16 protein-coding genes are annotated in these 16,135 nt (G+C 58.8%); 9 read left to right on the top strand and 7 right to left on the bottom strand.

All coding sequences use genetic code 11. The annotated features are described in order from the left end of the window. Positions 1–70: 70 nt before the first annotated feature. Positions 71–385, top strand: a complete 315-nt coding sequence (locus JFU37_RS09140; protein ID WP_201114988.1) for a putative quinol monooxygenase — start codon at positions 71–73, stop codon at positions 383–385. Here JFU37_RS09140 and JFU37_RS09145 read toward each other — a convergent pair. Next, positions 375–1,139 (bottom strand): sulfite exporter TauE/SafE family protein, encoded by a 765-nt coding sequence (locus tag JFU37_RS09145; protein WP_201114989.1) that lies wholly within the window; start codon positions 1,137–1,139, stop codon positions 375–377. The two genes, JFU37_RS09140 and JFU37_RS09145, sit on opposite strands and share 11 nt — an antisense overlap. Before the next feature lie 235 nt (positions 1,140–1,374). Between JFU37_RS09145 and JFU37_RS09150 the strand changes: the two genes are divergently transcribed. The 3 genes from JFU37_RS09150 to JFU37_RS09160 all read left to right on the top strand — a co-directional run bounded on the left by JFU37_RS09150 (position 1,375) and on the right by JFU37_RS09160 (position 3,315). Beyond that, the gene (locus JFU37_RS09150; RefSeq protein ID WP_201114990.1) at positions 1,375–2,259 is read left to right on the top strand and encodes a LysR family transcriptional regulator; all 885 of its coding nucleotides are present in this window, start codon (positions 1,375–1,377) and stop codon (positions 2,257–2,259) included. Positions 2,260–2,304: 45 nt separating this feature from the next. Beyond that, positions 2,305–2,880 carry an NAD(P)H-dependent oxidoreductase gene (locus JFU37_RS09155; RefSeq protein WP_201114991.1) on the top strand — a complete coding sequence of 192 codons (576 nt, stop codon included), beginning with the start codon at positions 2,305–2,307 and terminating at the stop codon, positions 2,878–2,880. A 63-nt stretch (positions 2,881–2,943) separates the two neighbouring features. Next, positions 2,944–3,315 (top strand): MerR family transcriptional regulator, encoded by a 372-nt coding sequence (locus tag JFU37_RS09160; protein ID WP_201114992.1) that lies wholly within the window; start codon positions 2,944–2,946, stop codon positions 3,313–3,315. A 28-nt stretch (positions 3,316–3,343) separates the two neighbouring features. Here JFU37_RS09160 and JFU37_RS09165 read toward each other — a convergent pair whose 3' ends face one another. The 3 genes from JFU37_RS09165 to kynU form a co-directional block, all read right to left on the bottom strand. Next, positions 3,344–4,753, bottom strand: coding sequence for an amino acid permease (locus JFU37_RS09165; protein ID WP_201114993.1), 1,410 nt, complete (start codon positions 4,751–4,753; stop codon positions 3,344–3,346). A 63-nt stretch (positions 4,754–4,816) separates the two neighbouring features. Next, positions 4,817–6,130 (bottom strand): OprD family porin, encoded by a 1,314-nt coding sequence (locus JFU37_RS09170; protein ID WP_201114994.1) that lies wholly within the window; start codon positions 6,128–6,130, stop codon positions 4,817–4,819. 105 nt (positions 6,131–6,235) lie between these two features. Beyond that, entirely contained in the window at positions 6,236–7,486 is a 1,251-nt protein-coding gene (gene kynU / locus JFU37_RS09175) for a kynureninase (RefSeq protein ID WP_201114995.1), read from the bottom strand. Positions 7,487–7,660: 174 nt separating this feature from the next. On the opposite strand from kynU, the gene JFU37_RS09180 reads away from it, so the two are divergent. Continuing rightward, a complete protein-coding gene (locus JFU37_RS09180) occupies positions 7,661–8,134 on the top strand; it encodes an Lrp/AsnC family transcriptional regulator (protein WP_201114996.1) in 474 nt (157 codons plus the stop codon). 127 nt (positions 8,135–8,261) lie between these two features. Here JFU37_RS09180 and JFU37_RS09185 read toward each other — a convergent pair whose 3' ends face one another. Further along, positions 8,262–9,269 carry an AraC family transcriptional regulator gene (locus JFU37_RS09185; RefSeq protein ID WP_201114997.1) on the bottom strand — a complete coding sequence of 336 codons (1,008 nt, stop codon included), beginning with the start codon at positions 9,267–9,269 and terminating at the stop codon, positions 8,262–8,264. Positions 9,270–9,850: 581 nt separating this feature from the next. On the opposite strand from JFU37_RS09185, the gene antA reads away from it, so the two are divergent. From antA to JFU37_RS09205, 4 genes are read left to right on the top strand one after another with little or no spacing between them, the layout of a single operon-like run. Continuing rightward, entirely contained in the window at positions 9,851–11,239 is a 1,389-nt protein-coding gene (gene antA, locus JFU37_RS09190; RefSeq protein ID WP_201114998.1) for an anthranilate 1,2-dioxygenase large subunit, read from the top strand. Positions 11,240–11,241: 2 nt separating this feature from the next. Further along, complete coding sequence (gene antB / locus JFU37_RS09195; protein ID WP_201114999.1) at positions 11,242–11,733, top strand: anthranilate 1,2-dioxygenase small subunit; 492 nt, start codon at positions 11,242–11,244, stop codon at positions 11,731–11,733. Positions 11,734–11,751: 18 nt separating this feature from the next. Then, a complete protein-coding gene (antC, locus tag JFU37_RS09200; protein WP_201115000.1) occupies positions 11,752–12,771 on the top strand; it encodes an anthranilate 1,2-dioxygenase electron transfer component AntC in 1,020 nt (339 codons plus the stop codon). A gap of 43 nt (positions 12,772–12,814) precedes the next feature. Beyond that, on the top strand, positions 12,815–14,218 hold the full coding sequence (locus tag JFU37_RS09205; RefSeq protein ID WP_201115001.1) for an amino acid permease: 1,404 nt from the start codon (positions 12,815–12,817) through the stop codon (positions 14,216–14,218). Between the two features lie 235 nt (positions 14,219–14,453). Here the strand turns inward: JFU37_RS09205 and kynA are convergent, their stop codons facing one another. Continuing rightward, positions 14,454–15,308: a tryptophan 2,3-dioxygenase gene (kynA, locus tag JFU37_RS09210; protein WP_201115002.1), complete on the bottom strand. Its 855-nt coding sequence runs from the start codon at positions 15,306–15,308 to the stop codon at positions 14,454–14,456. Continuing rightward, entirely contained in the window at positions 15,305–15,970 is a 666-nt protein-coding gene (kynB, locus tag JFU37_RS09215; RefSeq protein WP_201115003.1) for an arylformamidase, read from the bottom strand. The genes kynA and kynB overlap by 4 nt, the downstream gene beginning before the upstream one ends. Positions 15,971–16,135: the final 165 nt, after the last annotated feature.

A 16,135-nucleotide genomic window follows, 5' to 3' on the forward strand; every position in this document is an offset into this window, starting at 1 on the left:
CAATACGCACGAATCGACAGGCGATTGTTGCCATACACTTGCGTCGATTCTGAACTTGAGGAGATTTCTAATGAGTGAATTGCAAGGCTTCATCCTGCACGCCAAGACCCGCCCGGAAAAATCAGACGCCTTCGAAGCGTTCTTCAGCGGCTATGTGCAGGCGAGCCGTGCCGAGCCCGGTTGCATCGAGTACCACATGCTGCGCGACAAACAGGACCCGACATTGTTTATCTTCTACGAGATCTGGCAGTCCCAGGCTCACCTCGATGTGCACTCCAATCTGCCGCACATGCAACAGTTCCGCGAGATGCGGATGGAATATCTGGAACGGGATTTCGAGATCCGCGCCATCGAGATGCTCAGCCCGTCGTCCGCTACCCGCTGATCAACAAGTGGCCGCCGAGCACGCCGAGGCCGATGAAGAACACGCGCTTGAACAGCACGGCGCTGATCCGCTGGCGTAGCCATTGCCCCAGCAACAGGCCAAGCACTGCCGGGACCAGCGCCAGCATCGAGGCGCTCAACTCGCCACCGCCCAGCGCTCCGCGCCAAAACAGGCCAGCGGCGAGTGCGAGGGTCGACACGGTGAACGACAGGCCCAACGCCTGCACCAGTTCATCTTTGCTCAGGCCCAGCGTATGTAGATAAGGCACTGCCGGGATCACGAAGACCCCGGTGGCCGACGTGATGACCCCGGTGAGCACGCCGCACGTCGGCCCGAGCCAGCGCTCGGTCTGACGACCGACGCTCAAGGTCGGCAGAAACAGCCCGCTCAACGCGTAAAGCAGCAGCGCCGCGCCCAATCCCCGTACCACCCAATGACCACCGGCCATGCCGATCCACAACGTGCCGGCCCCCGTGCCGATGAAGATCGCCAGCAGCATCGGCCACAGGCGTACAACCAGCCCCCGCAAATGCCCGCCGAACGCCAATTGCCAGATATTGGTGAGCGTCGCCGGGATAATCAACAATGCCGCAGCCTGCGACGGCGCCATAGCCAGGCCAAGCAAACCCATGGCGATGGTCGGCAGGCCGAGGCCGATCACGCCTTTGATCATTCCGGCCAGCAGAAAGGTCGCGATGACCAGCAATGAAAGGGTCAGGCCAAGGTTTTGGTAGAACGCGGCGAGTGTATTCATGTGCCTATCCTGAGCCTGGATTGGCCGCGTGAAAATCTGCCATATACTGAGGTTGCCTCTTGTTTTGGCAGAGGCTTAAACCTTCATCGATACAGCTGACGCCTTCGCGGGCAAGCCCGCTCCCACATTTGATCTCCACATGACACACATTTTGTGTACGAAGAAGATCCACTGTGGGAGCGGGCTTGCCCGCGAAGGCGTCCGCCAAGACAGCACAAATCCGGAGGCTGTAATAATGCACTTCGACCTGACCGACCTGCGCCTCTACCTGAACATCCTCGACAGCGGCAACATCACCGCCGGCGCCGCTCGCAGCCACCTGTCCCTGGCGGCTGCGAGCGCGCGAATCCGCGCCATGGAATCTTCGCTCGGCATTGATTTCCTCGCGCGCGGTCGTCGCGGTGTCACGCCCACGCCCGCCGGAAAAGCACTGGCGCAACACGCCCGACTTCTGCTGCAACACGCCGAACGCATGCAGCAGGACCTCGCCGAATACGCCAATGGCGTCAAAGGTCAGGTGCGGTTGTTGTGCAACACCACGGCGATCACCGAGTACCTGCCGGAGTTGCTCGCGGACTTTCTGCGCGAGCATCCCAACCTCGACATCGACCTGCAGGAATTGCCCAGCGCCCGCATCACTCACGCCCTGCGCCAGGGTGCGGCAGACCTCGGCATCGTCTCCGATGCGGTGGACACCGATGACTTGCAGACCCAGCCGTTTCGTGACGATCCACTGGTATTGATACTGCCCCGTGAGCACCCGTTGGCCGACATCCAATCGCTCTGTTTCAGCGACACCCTGCATCACGATTACGTCGCGCTGAACGCCGGCAGTGCGTTGGCGGCATACCTCGAAGAACAAGCGTTGCACGCCGGCGCGCGCTTGCAGATCCGCATCCGTGCCGACGGTTTCGATGGCGTGATGCGCATGGTCGCCCGCGGCGCCGGGCTGGCGATTGTGCCCTTAGCAGCGGTCGAACGCTGGCCGCGTGCCCTCCCCTTCAAATGCGTCGCCCTGCAAGAACCCTGGGCGAAACGCACGCTCCAGCTCTGCGCCCGGGACTTCGCGACGCTGCCCGGTTATGCCAAGGCGTTGCTGCATGCCTTGACTCTCCCCTGAGGGGCAGACTTTACCCTTGAGTTTTCATCTTCAAGGACAGAGGCAATGGGCAAACGAATTCTGCTGATTCTGGGGCATCCGTCGAGCAACAGTTTCTGCGCCGCACTGGCCGAGCGCTACGCCCAGTCGGCGTTGGGTGCCGGGCATGAAGTGCGCCAGTTGTTTCTCGGCACAATGGACTTCGATCCAATACTGCGCGAAGGCTATCAACAGGTTCAGCCACTGGAAGCAGATTTGCGCAACGCACAGGCAGACATCCTGTGGGCCGAGCATTTGACGTTGGTCTACCCGATCTGGTGGGGCGCAATTCCGGCCTTGCTCAAGGGCTTTTTCGATCGTGTGTTCCTGCCCGGTTTCGCCTTCAAATACCGCGAAGGCAAAGCCTTTCCCGACAAACTGCTGCGGGGTCGCAGCGCGCATTTACTGGTGACCATGGACACGCCGCCTTGGTACTACCGCTGGGTCTATCGCATGCCGGGGCTGCACCAGGTACGCAAAACCACCCTGGAATTCTGCGGTATCAAACCCGGCAAAACCCTGACTTTCGGCCCGATTCTCGGCTCCAGCCCAGCGCAAAGGCAGGCGTGGCTCAAACAGGCGCATGCTATCGCCAGCCATTGAGTTTCCCGGATAATGCGCCGGCCTTTCGGGCGCACTCAGGGACATTCAAAAAAAGGATTTGTCATGTACATCGGTCAAGCTGCGCGGCTGTCGGGAAGCACCGTCAAAAGTATCCGTCACTATGAAGCCATTGGCTTGTTGCCGCCCCCGCAGCGCCAGGGCAAATACCGGATCTACACCCCGCAAAACGTCGAGCTGCTGATGTTTATCAAGTGCGCCCAGCAACTGGGTTTCAAGCTCAAGGAAATGCAGGCGATGTTTGAACCTCACCGGGGCGAGGCACTTCCGTGGGCGCTTGTGCGAGTGGCGATTACCGACAAGAAACGAGAACTGATGGACAGCATCGGCGCACTGCAACGACGCCATTGCGCACTGGAAGCCTTCGAGGCGAGCCTGGAGAATGCTCAGGATCAATGCCGGCTCGGCAGTCTTTGATTACCACCGGCCGGCAACCGATATCGCTCTAAACCTTCGGCAACGGACTCAATTCCCCGGCAGCCTTGGGCTTTCTGAAAAAGAGGCCATAGACCACCGAGAGAACCAGCAGGAACGGCACACCGAACACCAGCGTCATCTTGAAGGCTTCGGTGAAGTAGGTGGTGATCATCACCGCCCCCATCAGCATCAACCCCAACAGTGTGGTGTAGGGAAACAGGCGCATACGGAACGACAGTTTCCGCTCGCCGTTGCGCTCGTGGTAACGACGGAAACAGTAGTGGGTCAGGAAGATCATGAACCAGGTGAAGATGGCGCCGAACATCGAGATCGCCATCATCAAGGTGAAGGAACTTTCCGGGTACAGGATGTTGAGCAAGGTTGCCAGGGCGATGCCCGAACTCGACAGCAACAAAGCGTTCAGCGGGATCCCGGTCTTGCTCAACACGCCCATGGACTTCGGCGCATAGCCGCCACGGGACAGGCTGAACATCATGCGGGTGGTGATGTAGAGCTGACTGTTCATCGCCGACAACGCCGCGATCAGAATCACAAAATTCATGACGCCGGTTGCGCCAGGAATACCGATGGTTTGCATGACCGTAACGAACGGGCTTTGAGCGCGACCGGCCTGAACCCACGGCACAATCGCCAACATCAGCGCCAGGGTCAGCAGGTAAAACACCACCAGTCGCACGATGGTCGCGCGAAAGGCTTTCTTCACGGCTTGCTCCGGGTCCTGCGCCTCACCCGCGGCGACCGCGATCATTTCAACGCTCAGGTAGCTGAAGATCGACACGATCACCGCAATCCACATTCCTTGCAGGCCATTGGGGAAAAAGCCGCCATGGGACGTGTAGTTGTGCACGCCATATTCCGGGTTGCCGGAACCGAACACCACATACACCGCGAGGATGATAAAGCCGACAATCGCGCCGATCTTGATGGTCGAAAACCAGTATTCGAAAGTGCCGAACGTCTTCACGCTGATGGCGTTGAGAACGATCAGGACGCTGGAGAACGAGACGATCCAGATCCATTCCGGCACGTTGGCAAACCAGTACTTCATGTACATCGCCACCGCCGTCACTTCCGTGCCGACCGCCAGCACAATCGCGGCCCAATAGGCATAGCGCACCAGGAACCCGGCCAACGGGCTGACATAGAATTCGGCATAGGCACCGAACGAGCCCGAGGTTGAATGGGCCACGGTCATTTCCGCCAGGCAGCCCATCAACAACAGGGTGATGATCGCGCCGATGGCGTAGCTGAGCAGCACACTCGGCCCGGCATAGCCGATGGCATAGGCGCTGCCCATGAACAGTCCGGTGCCGATCGCACCACCAATGGCGATCATGCTCATCTGACCCGACGTGAGTTGGCGCCTGAGGCCTTGTTCACGTTTGGATATAGCTTCAAAACCGGTTTTGTCGGTCATTTTTCCAACCTCTGAATATTGTCTTTCTTGAAGAGAGCGAGTCGTTGGGATTGCCAGTGGGGATCAGAAAATGTTCAGCGGATACTCGATGATGACCCGGACCTCGTTGTTGTCGGTGGTATCGGCACGGGCCACCTGAGCGGTCGAACGCACACTGGCCTGACGGACTCGCACCGACAGGTCCTTGGCCTTGCCCGATTGCACGACGTAACGCGCTTCAATGTCGCGTTCCCAGCGCTTGCCGTCATCGCCGTAACGTCCATAGGCACCGTTGGGACCGCCATCGTAGTGGCTGTCATCGATATGATCGCCGCTGACGTAACGTGACATGAAGCTCAGACCCGGCACACCAAACGGCGCCATGTCCAGGTCATAACGCAGTTGCCAGGAACGTTCGTTGGGCGCATTGAAGTCAAGGACTTGAATCGAGTTGGCGAGGAAAATCGAAGTGCCCGGTTGTTGATCGAACCCCAAATAATCGAACGGCTCATCGCCATCGACGCGTTGGTAAGCCAGGGTCAACCGATGGGCGCCCACCTTGTAGGCGCCGGACAGCGACCAGGTGGTGTTGTCGATCCTGCCGGCCAGGCTCTGGCCCGCATCGTTGGTGCGGTAAATGTTGAAATCCAGGTTCAGCAACTGGTTTTCACTCACCGGGTAGGTGTAGTTGGCGTTGGCGTAGTACTGCCGCCAGATGTCGGTGAACTGCGAACCGTACAGGCTGACGCTCAACTGGTCGCCAAGCGCATAGCTGCCACCCAAGTAATCGACGCTGCGGGTTTCCACGCCGGCATACAGTGCCTTGAGGGCGCCGTCGGCATTGGTCGACGCGCTGTCGTTGCCGGAGGTGAAGTGCCCGGCGTCGAGTAACAGCCCCTTTAATTCACTGCTGGTCAGCTGAAAGCCATTAGCCTGCTCGGTGAAAAGTCGCGCGTTGCCGGTGCCGAACACCGGGTTGAGCGGCGTCAGGTTGCCGTACTTGAGTTCGGTCTTCGAGATCCGCGCTTTCAGCGCACCGCCTGCTTCGGAATACTCATCCTCGGGGTGGCCATCGGAATCGACTGGCAGCAAACCGGTGCCGGTACGCCCTTTTCCGCTGTCGAGTTTGATGCCCAACTGCGCGTAGGCATCGACCCCAAAACCCACCGTGCCCTGGGTATAACCGGAGCGATAATCGAGCATGATCCCGTGGGCCCATTCGTCCCGATAGTTCTGCCCGCCCGGATTATTGAGGTTGTTACGGTAGAAATAGAAGTTACGGTTAGTCAGGGTCAGGCTGCTGTCTTCGACGAATCCATTGTCGGGTGCGGCATAGGCCATTTGACCGAAACAAGTAGTGATGGCGAGCGGCAAGGCGGGCCAAAGGGACAGCTTCATTCTGCGTGCTCCTTATTATTGTGTTTTCACAGAACTGTTTATTGGAGGCGACCGAAGCCCTGCTGCCGGGAAAACCTCAGCAGCAAGACACGTTGGCCGGAGGTATCAGGTGACGCTGTGGCGGACCTGGAATTGCGCTTGCGACCAGGTTTTCTGATCAAGAATTTCACCGAGGACCTGCACGGCGTCCCAGACCTCGGTGAAGGTTGTGTACAGCGGGGTAAAGCCGAAGCGCATGATCCGTGGCTCGCGGTAATCACCGATCACGCCACGGGCGATCAGGGCCTGGATCACCGCATAACCTTCGGGATGCTCGAAGCTGACGTGACTGCCACGTCTGGCGTGTTCGCGCGGGGTGATCAGCGTCAACTCGTGAGCGGCGCAACGCTGCGCCACCAGCTGGATGAACAGATCCGTCAGGGCCAGGGATTTGCGGCGCAGGCTGGCCATGTCGGTCTGGGCGAAAATAGCCAGACCACACTCGACCATCGCCAGGGAGGTGATGGGTTGGGTGCCGCACAAGTAGCGTGCGATGCCGCTGCTCGGCTCGTAGCGAGACTCCATGGCGAACTGTCGTGAATGCCCGAACCAGCCGGACAACGGCTGCGCCACCAGATCACACAATTGCGGATTGACCCAGACAAATGCCTGCGAACCGGGACCGCCGTTGAGGTACTTGTAGGTGCAACCGATCGCGTAATCGGCCTGCGCCTGATGCAGATCAACCGGCACCGCGCCGGCGGAATGCGCCAGGTCCCAAATGGCCAGTGCGCCACATTCGTGGGTCAGCGCGGTCAGTGCCTGCATGTCGTGCATGTAGCCGGTTTTGTAGTTGACGTGGGTGAGCATGACCACGGCAGTCTCTTGATCAATCGCTTGCGGCAGCTCCTCGGGACTGTCGACCAGGCGCAGCGTGTACCCCTGCTGTAGCAGGTCAGCCAAGCCTTCGGCGATGTACAAGTCGGTAGGAAAGTTGCTGCTTTCGGTGACAATCACCCGCCGCGTCGGCGAACGTGTGGCCTGCACCCGAAGAGCGGCACTGAGCACCTTGAACAGGTTGATCGAGGTGGTATCGGTCACCACCACTTCCCCCTCGCGCGCCCCTATCAGCCCCGCCAGTTGATTGCCCAGACGCTCGGACAGATCGCGCCATCCCGCGCTGTTCCAACTGCGGATCAGGCCATTGCCCCATTCTTCAACAATCACCTCTTGAGCACGCGCCAATGCGGCGACGGGTCGCGCGCCCAGGGAGTTACCGTCGAGATAGATCACGCCTTCGGGCAGTGCAAATTGCTGACGCAGTGGCGCGAGCGTGTCCTGAGCATCAAGCTCCAGGCAATCGTTTCTGGTGGTCATTGAATGTCCTGTTCTTTGAAATTCGTGGCGTGTTTCAGGCGTTGTCGGCCCCTTTTGCGTGGAGAGATAATGAACGAAGCTTTGGAGAATTTTCGTGCAAAGTAAGCGTACGTATAGTAGTTATCTCGCAGAATATTCGAATTAAACGCCATTAAACGCGGATTTATACCAACCATGAATCTCGACTCGACAGACCTGCGGATCCTGCATCAACTGCAACAGGATGGCCGTATCAGCAACCAGGAATTGGCGGAGAAAGTCGCCCTGTCACCGTCGGCCTGTCTGCGCCGTTTGCGTCTGCTGGAAAGTGAGGGAATCATCACCGGCTATCGCGCGGTGCTGAATGCCGAACGACTGGGCATCGAACTGGAAGCTATCGTCCATGTGTCATTGCGACAGGACGTCGAGGACTGGCATGAGACGTTCATCAAGAAGGTTCAGCTGTGGCCGGAGGTGGTCACCGCTTATGTGATTACCGGGGCGAGCAACTATGTGTTGCGGGTCCAGGCGCGCAACCTCAAGCACTTCTCCGATTTCATCGTCAACCAACTGAATCGCACAGCGGGGGTCACCGACATCCGTTCGGAAATCGTCCTGCAGAAGATCAAGGAGCGCGAGGAGTTGCTGGATTTGGTGGTGCGTAAATAAGGGGGGCGGTGCGTCAAGATCAAAAGATCGCAGCCTCCGGCAGCTCCTACAGGGGAATGCGTACGCTCTGTAGGAGCTGCCGGAGGCTGCGATCTTTTGATCTTGACGCACTGCCTGCCCCCACCCATCACCGCATACGCCGAGCTTCGTTGCGCTGCAAGGTCATGCTCGGTGATTCGTCGAACAACTTACGGTACTCGGCGGAAAAACGCCCCAGGTGCGTGAAGCCCCAGCCCATGGCGATCTCGGAAATATTGCGCGCAGAACCGTGCTCAAGAATGTCCTGACGCACAGCGCTCAAGCGATACTTTTTCAGGTAGACCATCGGCGACAAGGCGAAGTATTTCTTGAACGCCTCGAACAACTTGAAGCGCGAAACCCCGGCCGCGGCTTCGATGTCTTCCAGGTGCAGGGCTTCCCGGGCGTTGGCATGGATATAGTGCCGGGCCCTGATCAGATAGTGCGGCAGCTTCACGCCCAACACGTCCCGCAGTTCTTCGGAATAATTGTTCGGTTGGGCGAGGATCAAACCTTTGATCAACGAACTTTCGACATCACGGGTGAAGGCCACTTGTTCATACAGTTCGCTGCTGCGCTCCAACTCGGCGATGAAGTAACGCGCCATGCGCCACCACGAAGCCGACGCCCCGTCGACCGCGTCCATCACCGACTCGAAACGCAACGGCGCATCCAGCGGCCGCTGCAGCAGTCCTTCCAAAGACTCACTCATGGCGGCGCGGGTGATCACCACCTGGACTTTGCGGCAATCGCCAGAGATCGCCAGCACCTGGTTTTCATTGGGTGAAATGATCACCCCTTGATCGCGGTTGGATTTCAACACGCTGCCGTTCTTGCTCAATTCCTGCTCGCCCACCAGAGGCAAACTCAGGCTGTAACTGCTGAAGTGCTCGGCGTCTTCGATGTCGACGGTGACATCCGTGCCGTATTCGATGGTGCCCAGTGTTGTGGCCATTGACTTGAACACATTGGCGCTGTGATGAAAGCGGATCCGCTCGGGGGTCGTGGTCACGAGTCGATGGGGCCCGCAGATACCGGACATCCAGCGCCTCGCGCCCTCAAGGTCGAAGCTATCAATACATATGTCGCGAAACTGCGAATCAGTTTTGCTACTCATCACGGTGCACCCACGGCGGTATTTTTCTGCGCGCTCTGGCGGCGCGTATTCGGCTTGAAAACAGCAAATTCCAAGCCACAAAACGGCTATGCAGACCCAGCGGATAGCAATCATCTACTAAGCGGATAACGCAAGCCGGTTTGAAGCCGGGTTGCGCCATCGAACAGCACTCGACGTCTGACGAAACAGTACCTGATTGCTGCAAACAGGGGCAGCCGTCCATCGCATGGTGCACGGTCTGAGTAGTAGCTGCCCAGCACGAGACACGGGTGTTACCCCTTCTTGCGCGGTCAAACAATTCCACGTAGCAGCTGCCGAAGGCTGCGTCCGGCCGCGCAGCGGTCGTTTCGTCAAGTCAGCACCGCAGTCTTTCAGGAAAACCCTGGATACCGAATTTACGACCGCTTTGCGGCCGGACGCAGCCTTCGGCAGCTGCTACAGGATCAGTGCACTGCCGAATATTGCTGATCTTCCCTCCAATTTTATGGACTGCCTTCGTCGACAAACCGGATAGACCCCCGCCCGCCCCACTCTCTCTAATGAGCACTACCGATTGGCCCGAATAAAAAAGGTACAGACCCATGAGGGGCGAAAAAAACGTCGAGCAGTGGAAAGCGTTTATTGAAGGCTGCCTGGACTTCCGTCCGGCAGACGGCGTGTTCCGGATCGCCCGGGATATTTTCACCGAGCCGCAGTTGTTCGATCTGGAGATGGAACTGATCTTCGAGAAGAACTGGATCTACGCTTGCCACGAAAGTGAGCTGGCCAACAACCACGACTTCGTCACGATGCGCGCCGGCCGTCAGCCGATGATCATTACTCGCGACGGTGACGGTCAGCTCAACGCCCTGATCAACGCCTGCCAACATCGCGGCACGACCCTGACCCGCGTCGGCAAGGGCAACCAGTCGACCTTCACCTGCCCGTTCCATGCCTGGTGCTACAAAAGCGACGGCCGTCTGGTCAAGGTCAAGGCGCCCGGCGAATACCCGGAAGGGTTCGACAAGGCCACCCGCGGCCTGAAAAAAGCGCGCATCGAGAGCTACAAGGGTTTTGTGTTTATCAGCCTGGATGTGCACGCCGATAACAGCCTCGAAGACTTCCTTGGCGACGCCAAGGTGTTCTTCGACATGATGGTTGCCCAGTCGCCGACCGGTGAGCTGGAAGTGTTGCCGGGCAAGTCGGCCTACACCTACGACGGCAACTGGAAACTGCAAAACGAAAACGGCCTGGACGGCTATCACGTCAGCACCGTCCACTATAACTACGTGGCCACCGTGCAGCACCGCCAGCAGGTCAACAGCGAGAACGGCACCAGCAGCGGCAGCACCCTTGACTACAGCAAACTTGGTGCCGGCGACGCCAACACCGATGACGGCTGGTTCGCCTTCGATAATGGCCACAGCCTGTTGTTCAGTGACATGCCCAACCCGACGGTGCGCTCCGGTTACGCGACGATCATGCCGCGTCTGGTCGAAGAGCACGGCCAGGAAAAGGCCGAATGGATGATGCATCGCCTGCGCAATCTGAATATCTATCCGAGCTTGTTTTTCCTCGATCAGATCAGCTCGCAGCTGCGCATTATCCGCCCGGTGGCCTGGAACAAAACCGAGATCATCAGCCAGTGCCTGGGGGTCAAAAACGAATCGGACGCCGACCGCGAAAACCGCATTCGCCAGTTCGAAGACTTCTTCAACGTGTCGGGCCTGGGCACGCCGGATGACCTGGTGGAATTCCGCGAAGCGCAGCGTGGTTTCCAGGCGCGTCTTGAGCGCTGGAGCGATATTTCCCGCGGCAGTCACCGGTGGGCAACAGGCGCCACGCCTAACAGCGAGTCCATCGGCATCGCCCCGGCCATGACCGGCACCGAATTCACCCACGAAGGCCTTTACGTCAACCAGCACAGCAACTGGCAGAAATTCCTGCTGGATGGCCTGGACGCGAAATCCCTGAAGCTACGTGAGGTGTGAACATGAATGCGCAATTGCAGTACCAGATCGAGCAGTTTTTTTATCGCAAATCCGAACTGTGCGACGCCCAGGACTGGGACGCCTACATCAAGCTGTTCGACGAGCACAGTGAATTCCATCTGCCGCAATGGGACTCGGAGCACGTCTACACCCTGGACCCCAAGCGTGAAATGTCGCTGATCTACTACCCCAATCGTTCAGGCCTGGAGGACCGTGTGTTTCGTCTGCGCACGGGTAAATCCGCGTCCTCGACGCCGATGCCGCGCACTTTGCACCTGATCAGCAACGTGCGGATCTGCGAACTCGACGGCGGTGAACTGGAAGTGCGTCTGAACTGGCACACCTTGTTCTATCGCCTGGCCACGTCCGAGCAGTTCTACGGCCCCGCGACTTATCGCCTCAAGCCCCACGCCGACAGCTGGCTGATCACCCGCAAGCATGTCCTGCTGCTCAACGACACCATCAACTCGGTGCTCGATTTCTACCACCTCTGAAACCATGGAGACCGGGGCATGAACCACAAGGTCGCATTCAGCTTTGCCGACGGCAAAACACTGTTCTTTCCCGTACAACCCAACGAAATACTGCTCGACGCCGCCCTGCGCAACGGCATCAACATTCCTCTGGATTGCCGCGAAGGCGTCTGTGGAACGTGCCAGGGTCGCTGCGAATCGGGTGATTACAGCCAGGACTATGTGGATGAGGAAGCCCTCTCCGGACAGGACCTGCAACAACGCAAAATGCTCACCTGCCAGACCCGGGTGAAGTCTGACGCAGCGTTTTATTTCGATTTCGCTTCCAGCCTGTGCAACGCCTCGGGGCCCGAGCAACTCAGCGGGACGGTCATTGACGTTCAGCAGGTCTCGGCCAGCACGGCGATCCTGCATCTGGATCTCGGCTCGACAGGTCAGCTGGATTTCCTGCCGGGGCAATACGCCCGGCTGGTGATTCCGGGGACAAAGAGCAAACGCTCCTACTCGTTCGCCAACCGACCGAACAGCAGCCATCAGCTGCAATTCCTGATTCGCCTGCTGCCCGACGGGGTGATGAGCAACTACATTCGCGAACGCTGCCAGGTGGGCGACGAAATCGTCCTGGAGGCACCGTTGGGTGCCTTCTATCTGCGGCACGTCGCCAAGCCGCTGATCCTGGTGGCCGGCGGCACCGGGCTGTCCGCGCTGCTGGGCATGCTCGACGAACTGGCCGAGCACGGATGCGCGCAACCGGTGCATTTGTACTACGGCGTGCGGGACGCTGCCGATCTGTGCGAGCGAGCACGCATCGAGGCCTACGCCGAACGCATTCCGGGGTTTCGCTACACCGAAGTGGTCAGTGATCCATCGCCGCAATGGACGGGAAAGCGCGGCTACATTGCCGAGCATTTCGACGCCAGCGAACTGCGCGATGCGCCGGTCGATATGTACGTCTGCGGGCCCCCACCCATGGTCGAATCGATCAAGAGCTGGTTGCAGACCCAGGCACTGGACAGCGTGCAGCTGTATTACGAAAAGTTCACCGAGAGTAATATCTGACGTTTCATATCAGGCCTGACAACAATAACCAGAAGGGAACGAGATGGCGGATGAAATCTTGCAACAGGGCGAGCTCAAGCGAGGGTTGAAAAATCGGCATATTCAACTGATCGCTTTGGGCGGAGCGATTGGTACCGGGCTATTCCTGGGCTCCGCCGGCGTGCTCAAATCGGCCGGACCGTCGATGATCCTCGGTTATGCGATTGCCGGGTTCATCGCCTTCCTGATCATGCGCCAACTAGGCGAGATGATTGTCGAGGAACCGGTGGCCGGCTCTTTCAGTCACTTCGCCCACAAATATTGGGGCGGTTATGCCGGTTTCCTGTCCGGTTGGAACTACTGGGTGCTGTACGTGCTGGTGGGCATGGCCGAGCTGACGGCCGTCGGAAAATACGTACAGTTCTGGTGGCCGGAGATTCCCACCTGGGTCAGCGCGGCGGTGTTCTTTGTGCTGGTCAACCTGATCAACACGCTTAACGTCAAGATCTTCGGCGAGATGGAGTTCTGGTTCGCGATCATCAAGGTCGTGGCGATTATCGGCATGATTGCCCTGGGCTGCTACATGCTGTTCAGCGGCACCGGCGGCCCGCAAGCCTCGGTCAGTAATCTGTGGAGCCACGGCGGATTCTTCCCCAACGGCACCACCGGTTTGCTGATGTCGATGGCGTTCATCATGTTCTCCTTTGGTGGCCTGGAGCTGGTCGGCATCACCGCCGCCGAGGCCAGTGAGCCGAGGAAAGTAATTCCCAAGGCGATCAACCAGGTGGTTTATCGCGTGTTGATCTTCTACGTCGGCGCACTCACGGTGCTGCTTTCGCTGTACCCGTGGGATCAACTGCTGCAAACACTGGGCGCGTCCGGCGATGCCTACAGCGGCAGTCCATTCGTGCAGATCTTCTCGCTGATCGGCAGCGATACCGCCGCGCAAATCCTCAACTTCGTAGTGCTCACCGCGGCGCTCTCGGTCTACAACAGCGGCGTCTACTGCAACAGCCGCATGCTCTATGGCCTGGCGGAACAGGGCGACGCACCGAAATCGCTGATGAAGCTGAACAAACAAGGTGTGCCATTGCGCGCGCTGGGCATCTCCGCGTTGATCACGATGTTGTCCGTGCTGGTCAACTATCTCGCCCCGCATGAAGCGCTGGAGTTACTGTTCGCACTGGTGGTCGCCTCGCTGATGATCAACTGGACGCTGATCAGCCTGACCCACCTGAAGTTTCGCAAAGTCATGGGCCAGCAAGGCATCGTGCCGAGCTTCAAGTCGTTCTGGTTTCCCTTCAGCAATTACCTGTGCCTGGCGTTCATGGCCATGATCATTTGCGTGATGTGGATGATTCCGGGGATACGCGCCTCGGTCATCGCCATCCCGGTCTGGGTGTTGATCATCTACGTGTTCTATCGGATGCGTGTGGCAAGGGATCGGAGCTTGCCAGTGCCTCAATAATCCCGCGCTCAACAAAAAGCCCCGGCATTCAATGAATGCCGGGGCTTTTTTGTTTTCGGATGTCGCGTCCTGCTCTATGTAGCAGCTGGCGAAGCCTGCGTTCGACCGCGCAGCGGTCGCAATTCGGTGAGCACGATCTGCCTGAGGAAATGCAGGTACCCATTTCACGACCACTGCGTCCGAACGCGGCCCGAGCCGAACGCAGCCTTCGGCAGCTGCTACAAGGGATCAGCGCTTAGAGAGTGGAACGCACCCGCCACAACTCCGGGAACAGCACGGTATCGAGCATCTTGCGCAGGTAACCGACACCTTCAGTGCCGCCAGTGCCCGGTTGAAAGCCGATGATCCGCTCAACCGTGGTGACGTGCCGGAAGCGCCACTGACGGAACGAGTCCTCCAGATCAATGAACTTTTCGGCCAGTTGGTAGAGATCCCAATAACGCGAAGGATCTTTGTAGACTTCGCGCCAGGCGGCTTCGACAGAGGCGTCATGCACGGTAGGGCTGGTCGGATCACGCTCGAAGCGCTGCGGGTCGATCTTCAGACCGGCGCTGACCATCAAGCGAATCGCTTCGTCATACAGTGAAGGGGTGGCGATCGCCTTTTCGAGTTCCTGCAACAGCTCCGGACGATGGGCGTGAGGGCGCAACAGGGTCGCGCTTTTGTTGCCCAGAATGAACTCGATCTCACGGTACTGAAAGGACTGGAAACCCGACGATTGCCCCAGAAAGGGTCGTATCGAGTGGTACTCAGTCGGCGTCATGGTCGCCAGCACTGTCCAGGCATGCACCAACTGATCAAAAATCCGCGAGACCCGCGCCAGCATCTTGAAGGCCGGCGGCAGTTCTCCCAGTCGGAGGTGTTCGCGGGCGGCTTTAAGCTCGTGCAACATCAACTTCATCCACAGCTCGGACGTCTGGTGCTGGACGATGAACAGCATCTCGTTGTGGTCTGGAGACAAGGGGTGTTGGGCATTGAGAATACGCCCCAGGTCCAGGTAGTCGCCGTAGCTCATGGCGTCGGAAAAATTCAGCTCGGCGTTATGCCATTCCTCGGTCTGGCCGGCAGGTGAATAGGGACATTGGCTCATTGAGCAGGCTCCTGATGTTGCGATGTATTCAGTGGACGCAAAATGGCCCTCACCGGACTGGCGTCGAGATTGGCAAAGCGCAGCGGCAGTGCGATCAATTCATAGTCACCTTCCGGGACCTCATCGAGCACGATGCCTTCGAGAATGGCCATGCCGTGGCGGGCCACAGCGTTGTGCGAGTCCATGGTCTTGGATTGCTGCGGGTCCAGCGACGGCGTGTCGATACCGATCAAGCGCACGCCGAGACGGGCCAGCAGGTCGACGGTTTCCTTGGCGACGGCAGTGAAGTGCGGATCCCAGGTCGTCAGAGGCGCCTGTCGATAGGTGCGCAACAGGACGCGCTCGGGCAGGTTATGTAAACGGCCCTCAAGTTGCTCAGGGTGCACCAACTGGCCGCTGTCCAGGCAATGCAAAACCCGGCAAGGCCCGATGTAGACATCCAGCGACACATCGCCAATGGCGGCGCCGTCCGCGCTGTAGTGCAGCGGTGCATCGACATGAGCGCCAGTGTGCGGCGACAGCGTGATGCGCCCGACATTCACTGGGCACTCAGGGCCGAAGGTCCAGACGCGTTCCTCCTGAAAAGGCGTATCACCCGGCCAGGTCGGTGTTGCGGCACTCAAGGGCGGGCTGATGTCCCACCACGACATTGTTTTTTTCATTGCAAAGCTCTCGGCCTTTTCCGAAGTGAATGATACGAGTGATGCCTGTGCATGTTCTTGCAAATACGGTCGAAAATGCCTGGGGCTTTCGCACAAACTGCCAGGAAACGGCGGTTTATCGAGAGGAAATTTCAACGGGCCCATCGTCGGTTTCCAGCGCCGAGT

Origin of the sequence: Pseudomonas sp. TH41, from assembly GCF_016650695.1 — a bacterium.
In the GTDB taxonomy this organism is placed as follows: domain Bacteria; phylum Pseudomonadota; class Gammaproteobacteria; order Pseudomonadales; family Pseudomonadaceae; genus Aquipseudomonas.

Coding starts and splice junctions, on each gene's coding strand:
- antB (WP_201114999.1), top strand. CDS start 11,242: ATGAATGCGCAATTGCAGTACCAGATCGAGCAGTTTTTTTATCGCAAA.
- JFU37_RS09155 (WP_201114991.1), top strand. CDS start 2,305: ATGGGCAAACGAATTCTGCTGATTCTGGGGCATCCGTCGAGCAACAGT.
- antC (WP_201115000.1), top strand. CDS start 11,752: ATGAACCACAAGGTCGCATTCAGCTTTGCCGACGGCAAAACACTGTTC.
- JFU37_RS09180 (WP_201114996.1), top strand. CDS start 7,661: ATGAATCTCGACTCGACAGACCTGCGGATCCTGCATCAACTGCAACAG.
- kynB (WP_201115003.1), bottom strand. CDS start 15,970: ATGAAAAAAACAATGTCGTGGTGGGACATCAGCCCGCCCTTGAGTGCC.
- JFU37_RS09160 (WP_201114992.1), top strand. CDS start 2,944: ATGTACATCGGTCAAGCTGCGCGGCTGTCGGGAAGCACCGTCAAAAGT.
- JFU37_RS09150 (WP_201114990.1), top strand. CDS start 1,375: ATGCACTTCGACCTGACCGACCTGCGCCTCTACCTGAACATCCTCGAC.
- antA (WP_201114998.1), top strand. CDS start 9,851: ATGAGGGGCGAAAAAAACGTCGAGCAGTGGAAAGCGTTTATTGAAGGC.
- JFU37_RS09140 (WP_201114988.1), top strand. CDS start 71: ATGAGTGAATTGCAAGGCTTCATCCTGCACGCCAAGACCCGCCCGGAA.
- JFU37_RS09145 (WP_201114989.1), bottom strand. CDS start 1,139: ATGAATACACTCGCCGCGTTCTACCAAAACCTTGGCCTGACCCTTTCA.
- JFU37_RS09185 (WP_201114997.1), bottom strand. CDS start 9,269: ATGAGTAGCAAAACTGATTCGCAGTTTCGCGACATATGTATTGATAGC.
- kynA (WP_201115002.1), bottom strand. CDS start 15,308: ATGAGCCAATGTCCCTATTCACCTGCCGGCCAGACCGAGGAATGGCAT.
- JFU37_RS09170 (WP_201114994.1), bottom strand. CDS start 6,130: ATGAAGCTGTCCCTTTGGCCCGCCTTGCCGCTCGCCATCACTACTTGT.
- JFU37_RS09205 (WP_201115001.1), top strand. CDS start 12,815: ATGGCGGATGAAATCTTGCAACAGGGCGAGCTCAAGCGAGGGTTGAAA.
- kynU (WP_201114995.1), bottom strand. CDS start 7,486: ATGACCACCAGAAACGATTGCCTGGAGCTTGATGCTCAGGACACGCTC.
- JFU37_RS09165 (WP_201114993.1), bottom strand. CDS start 4,753: ATGACCGACAAAACCGGTTTTGAAGCTATATCCAAACGTGAACAAGGC.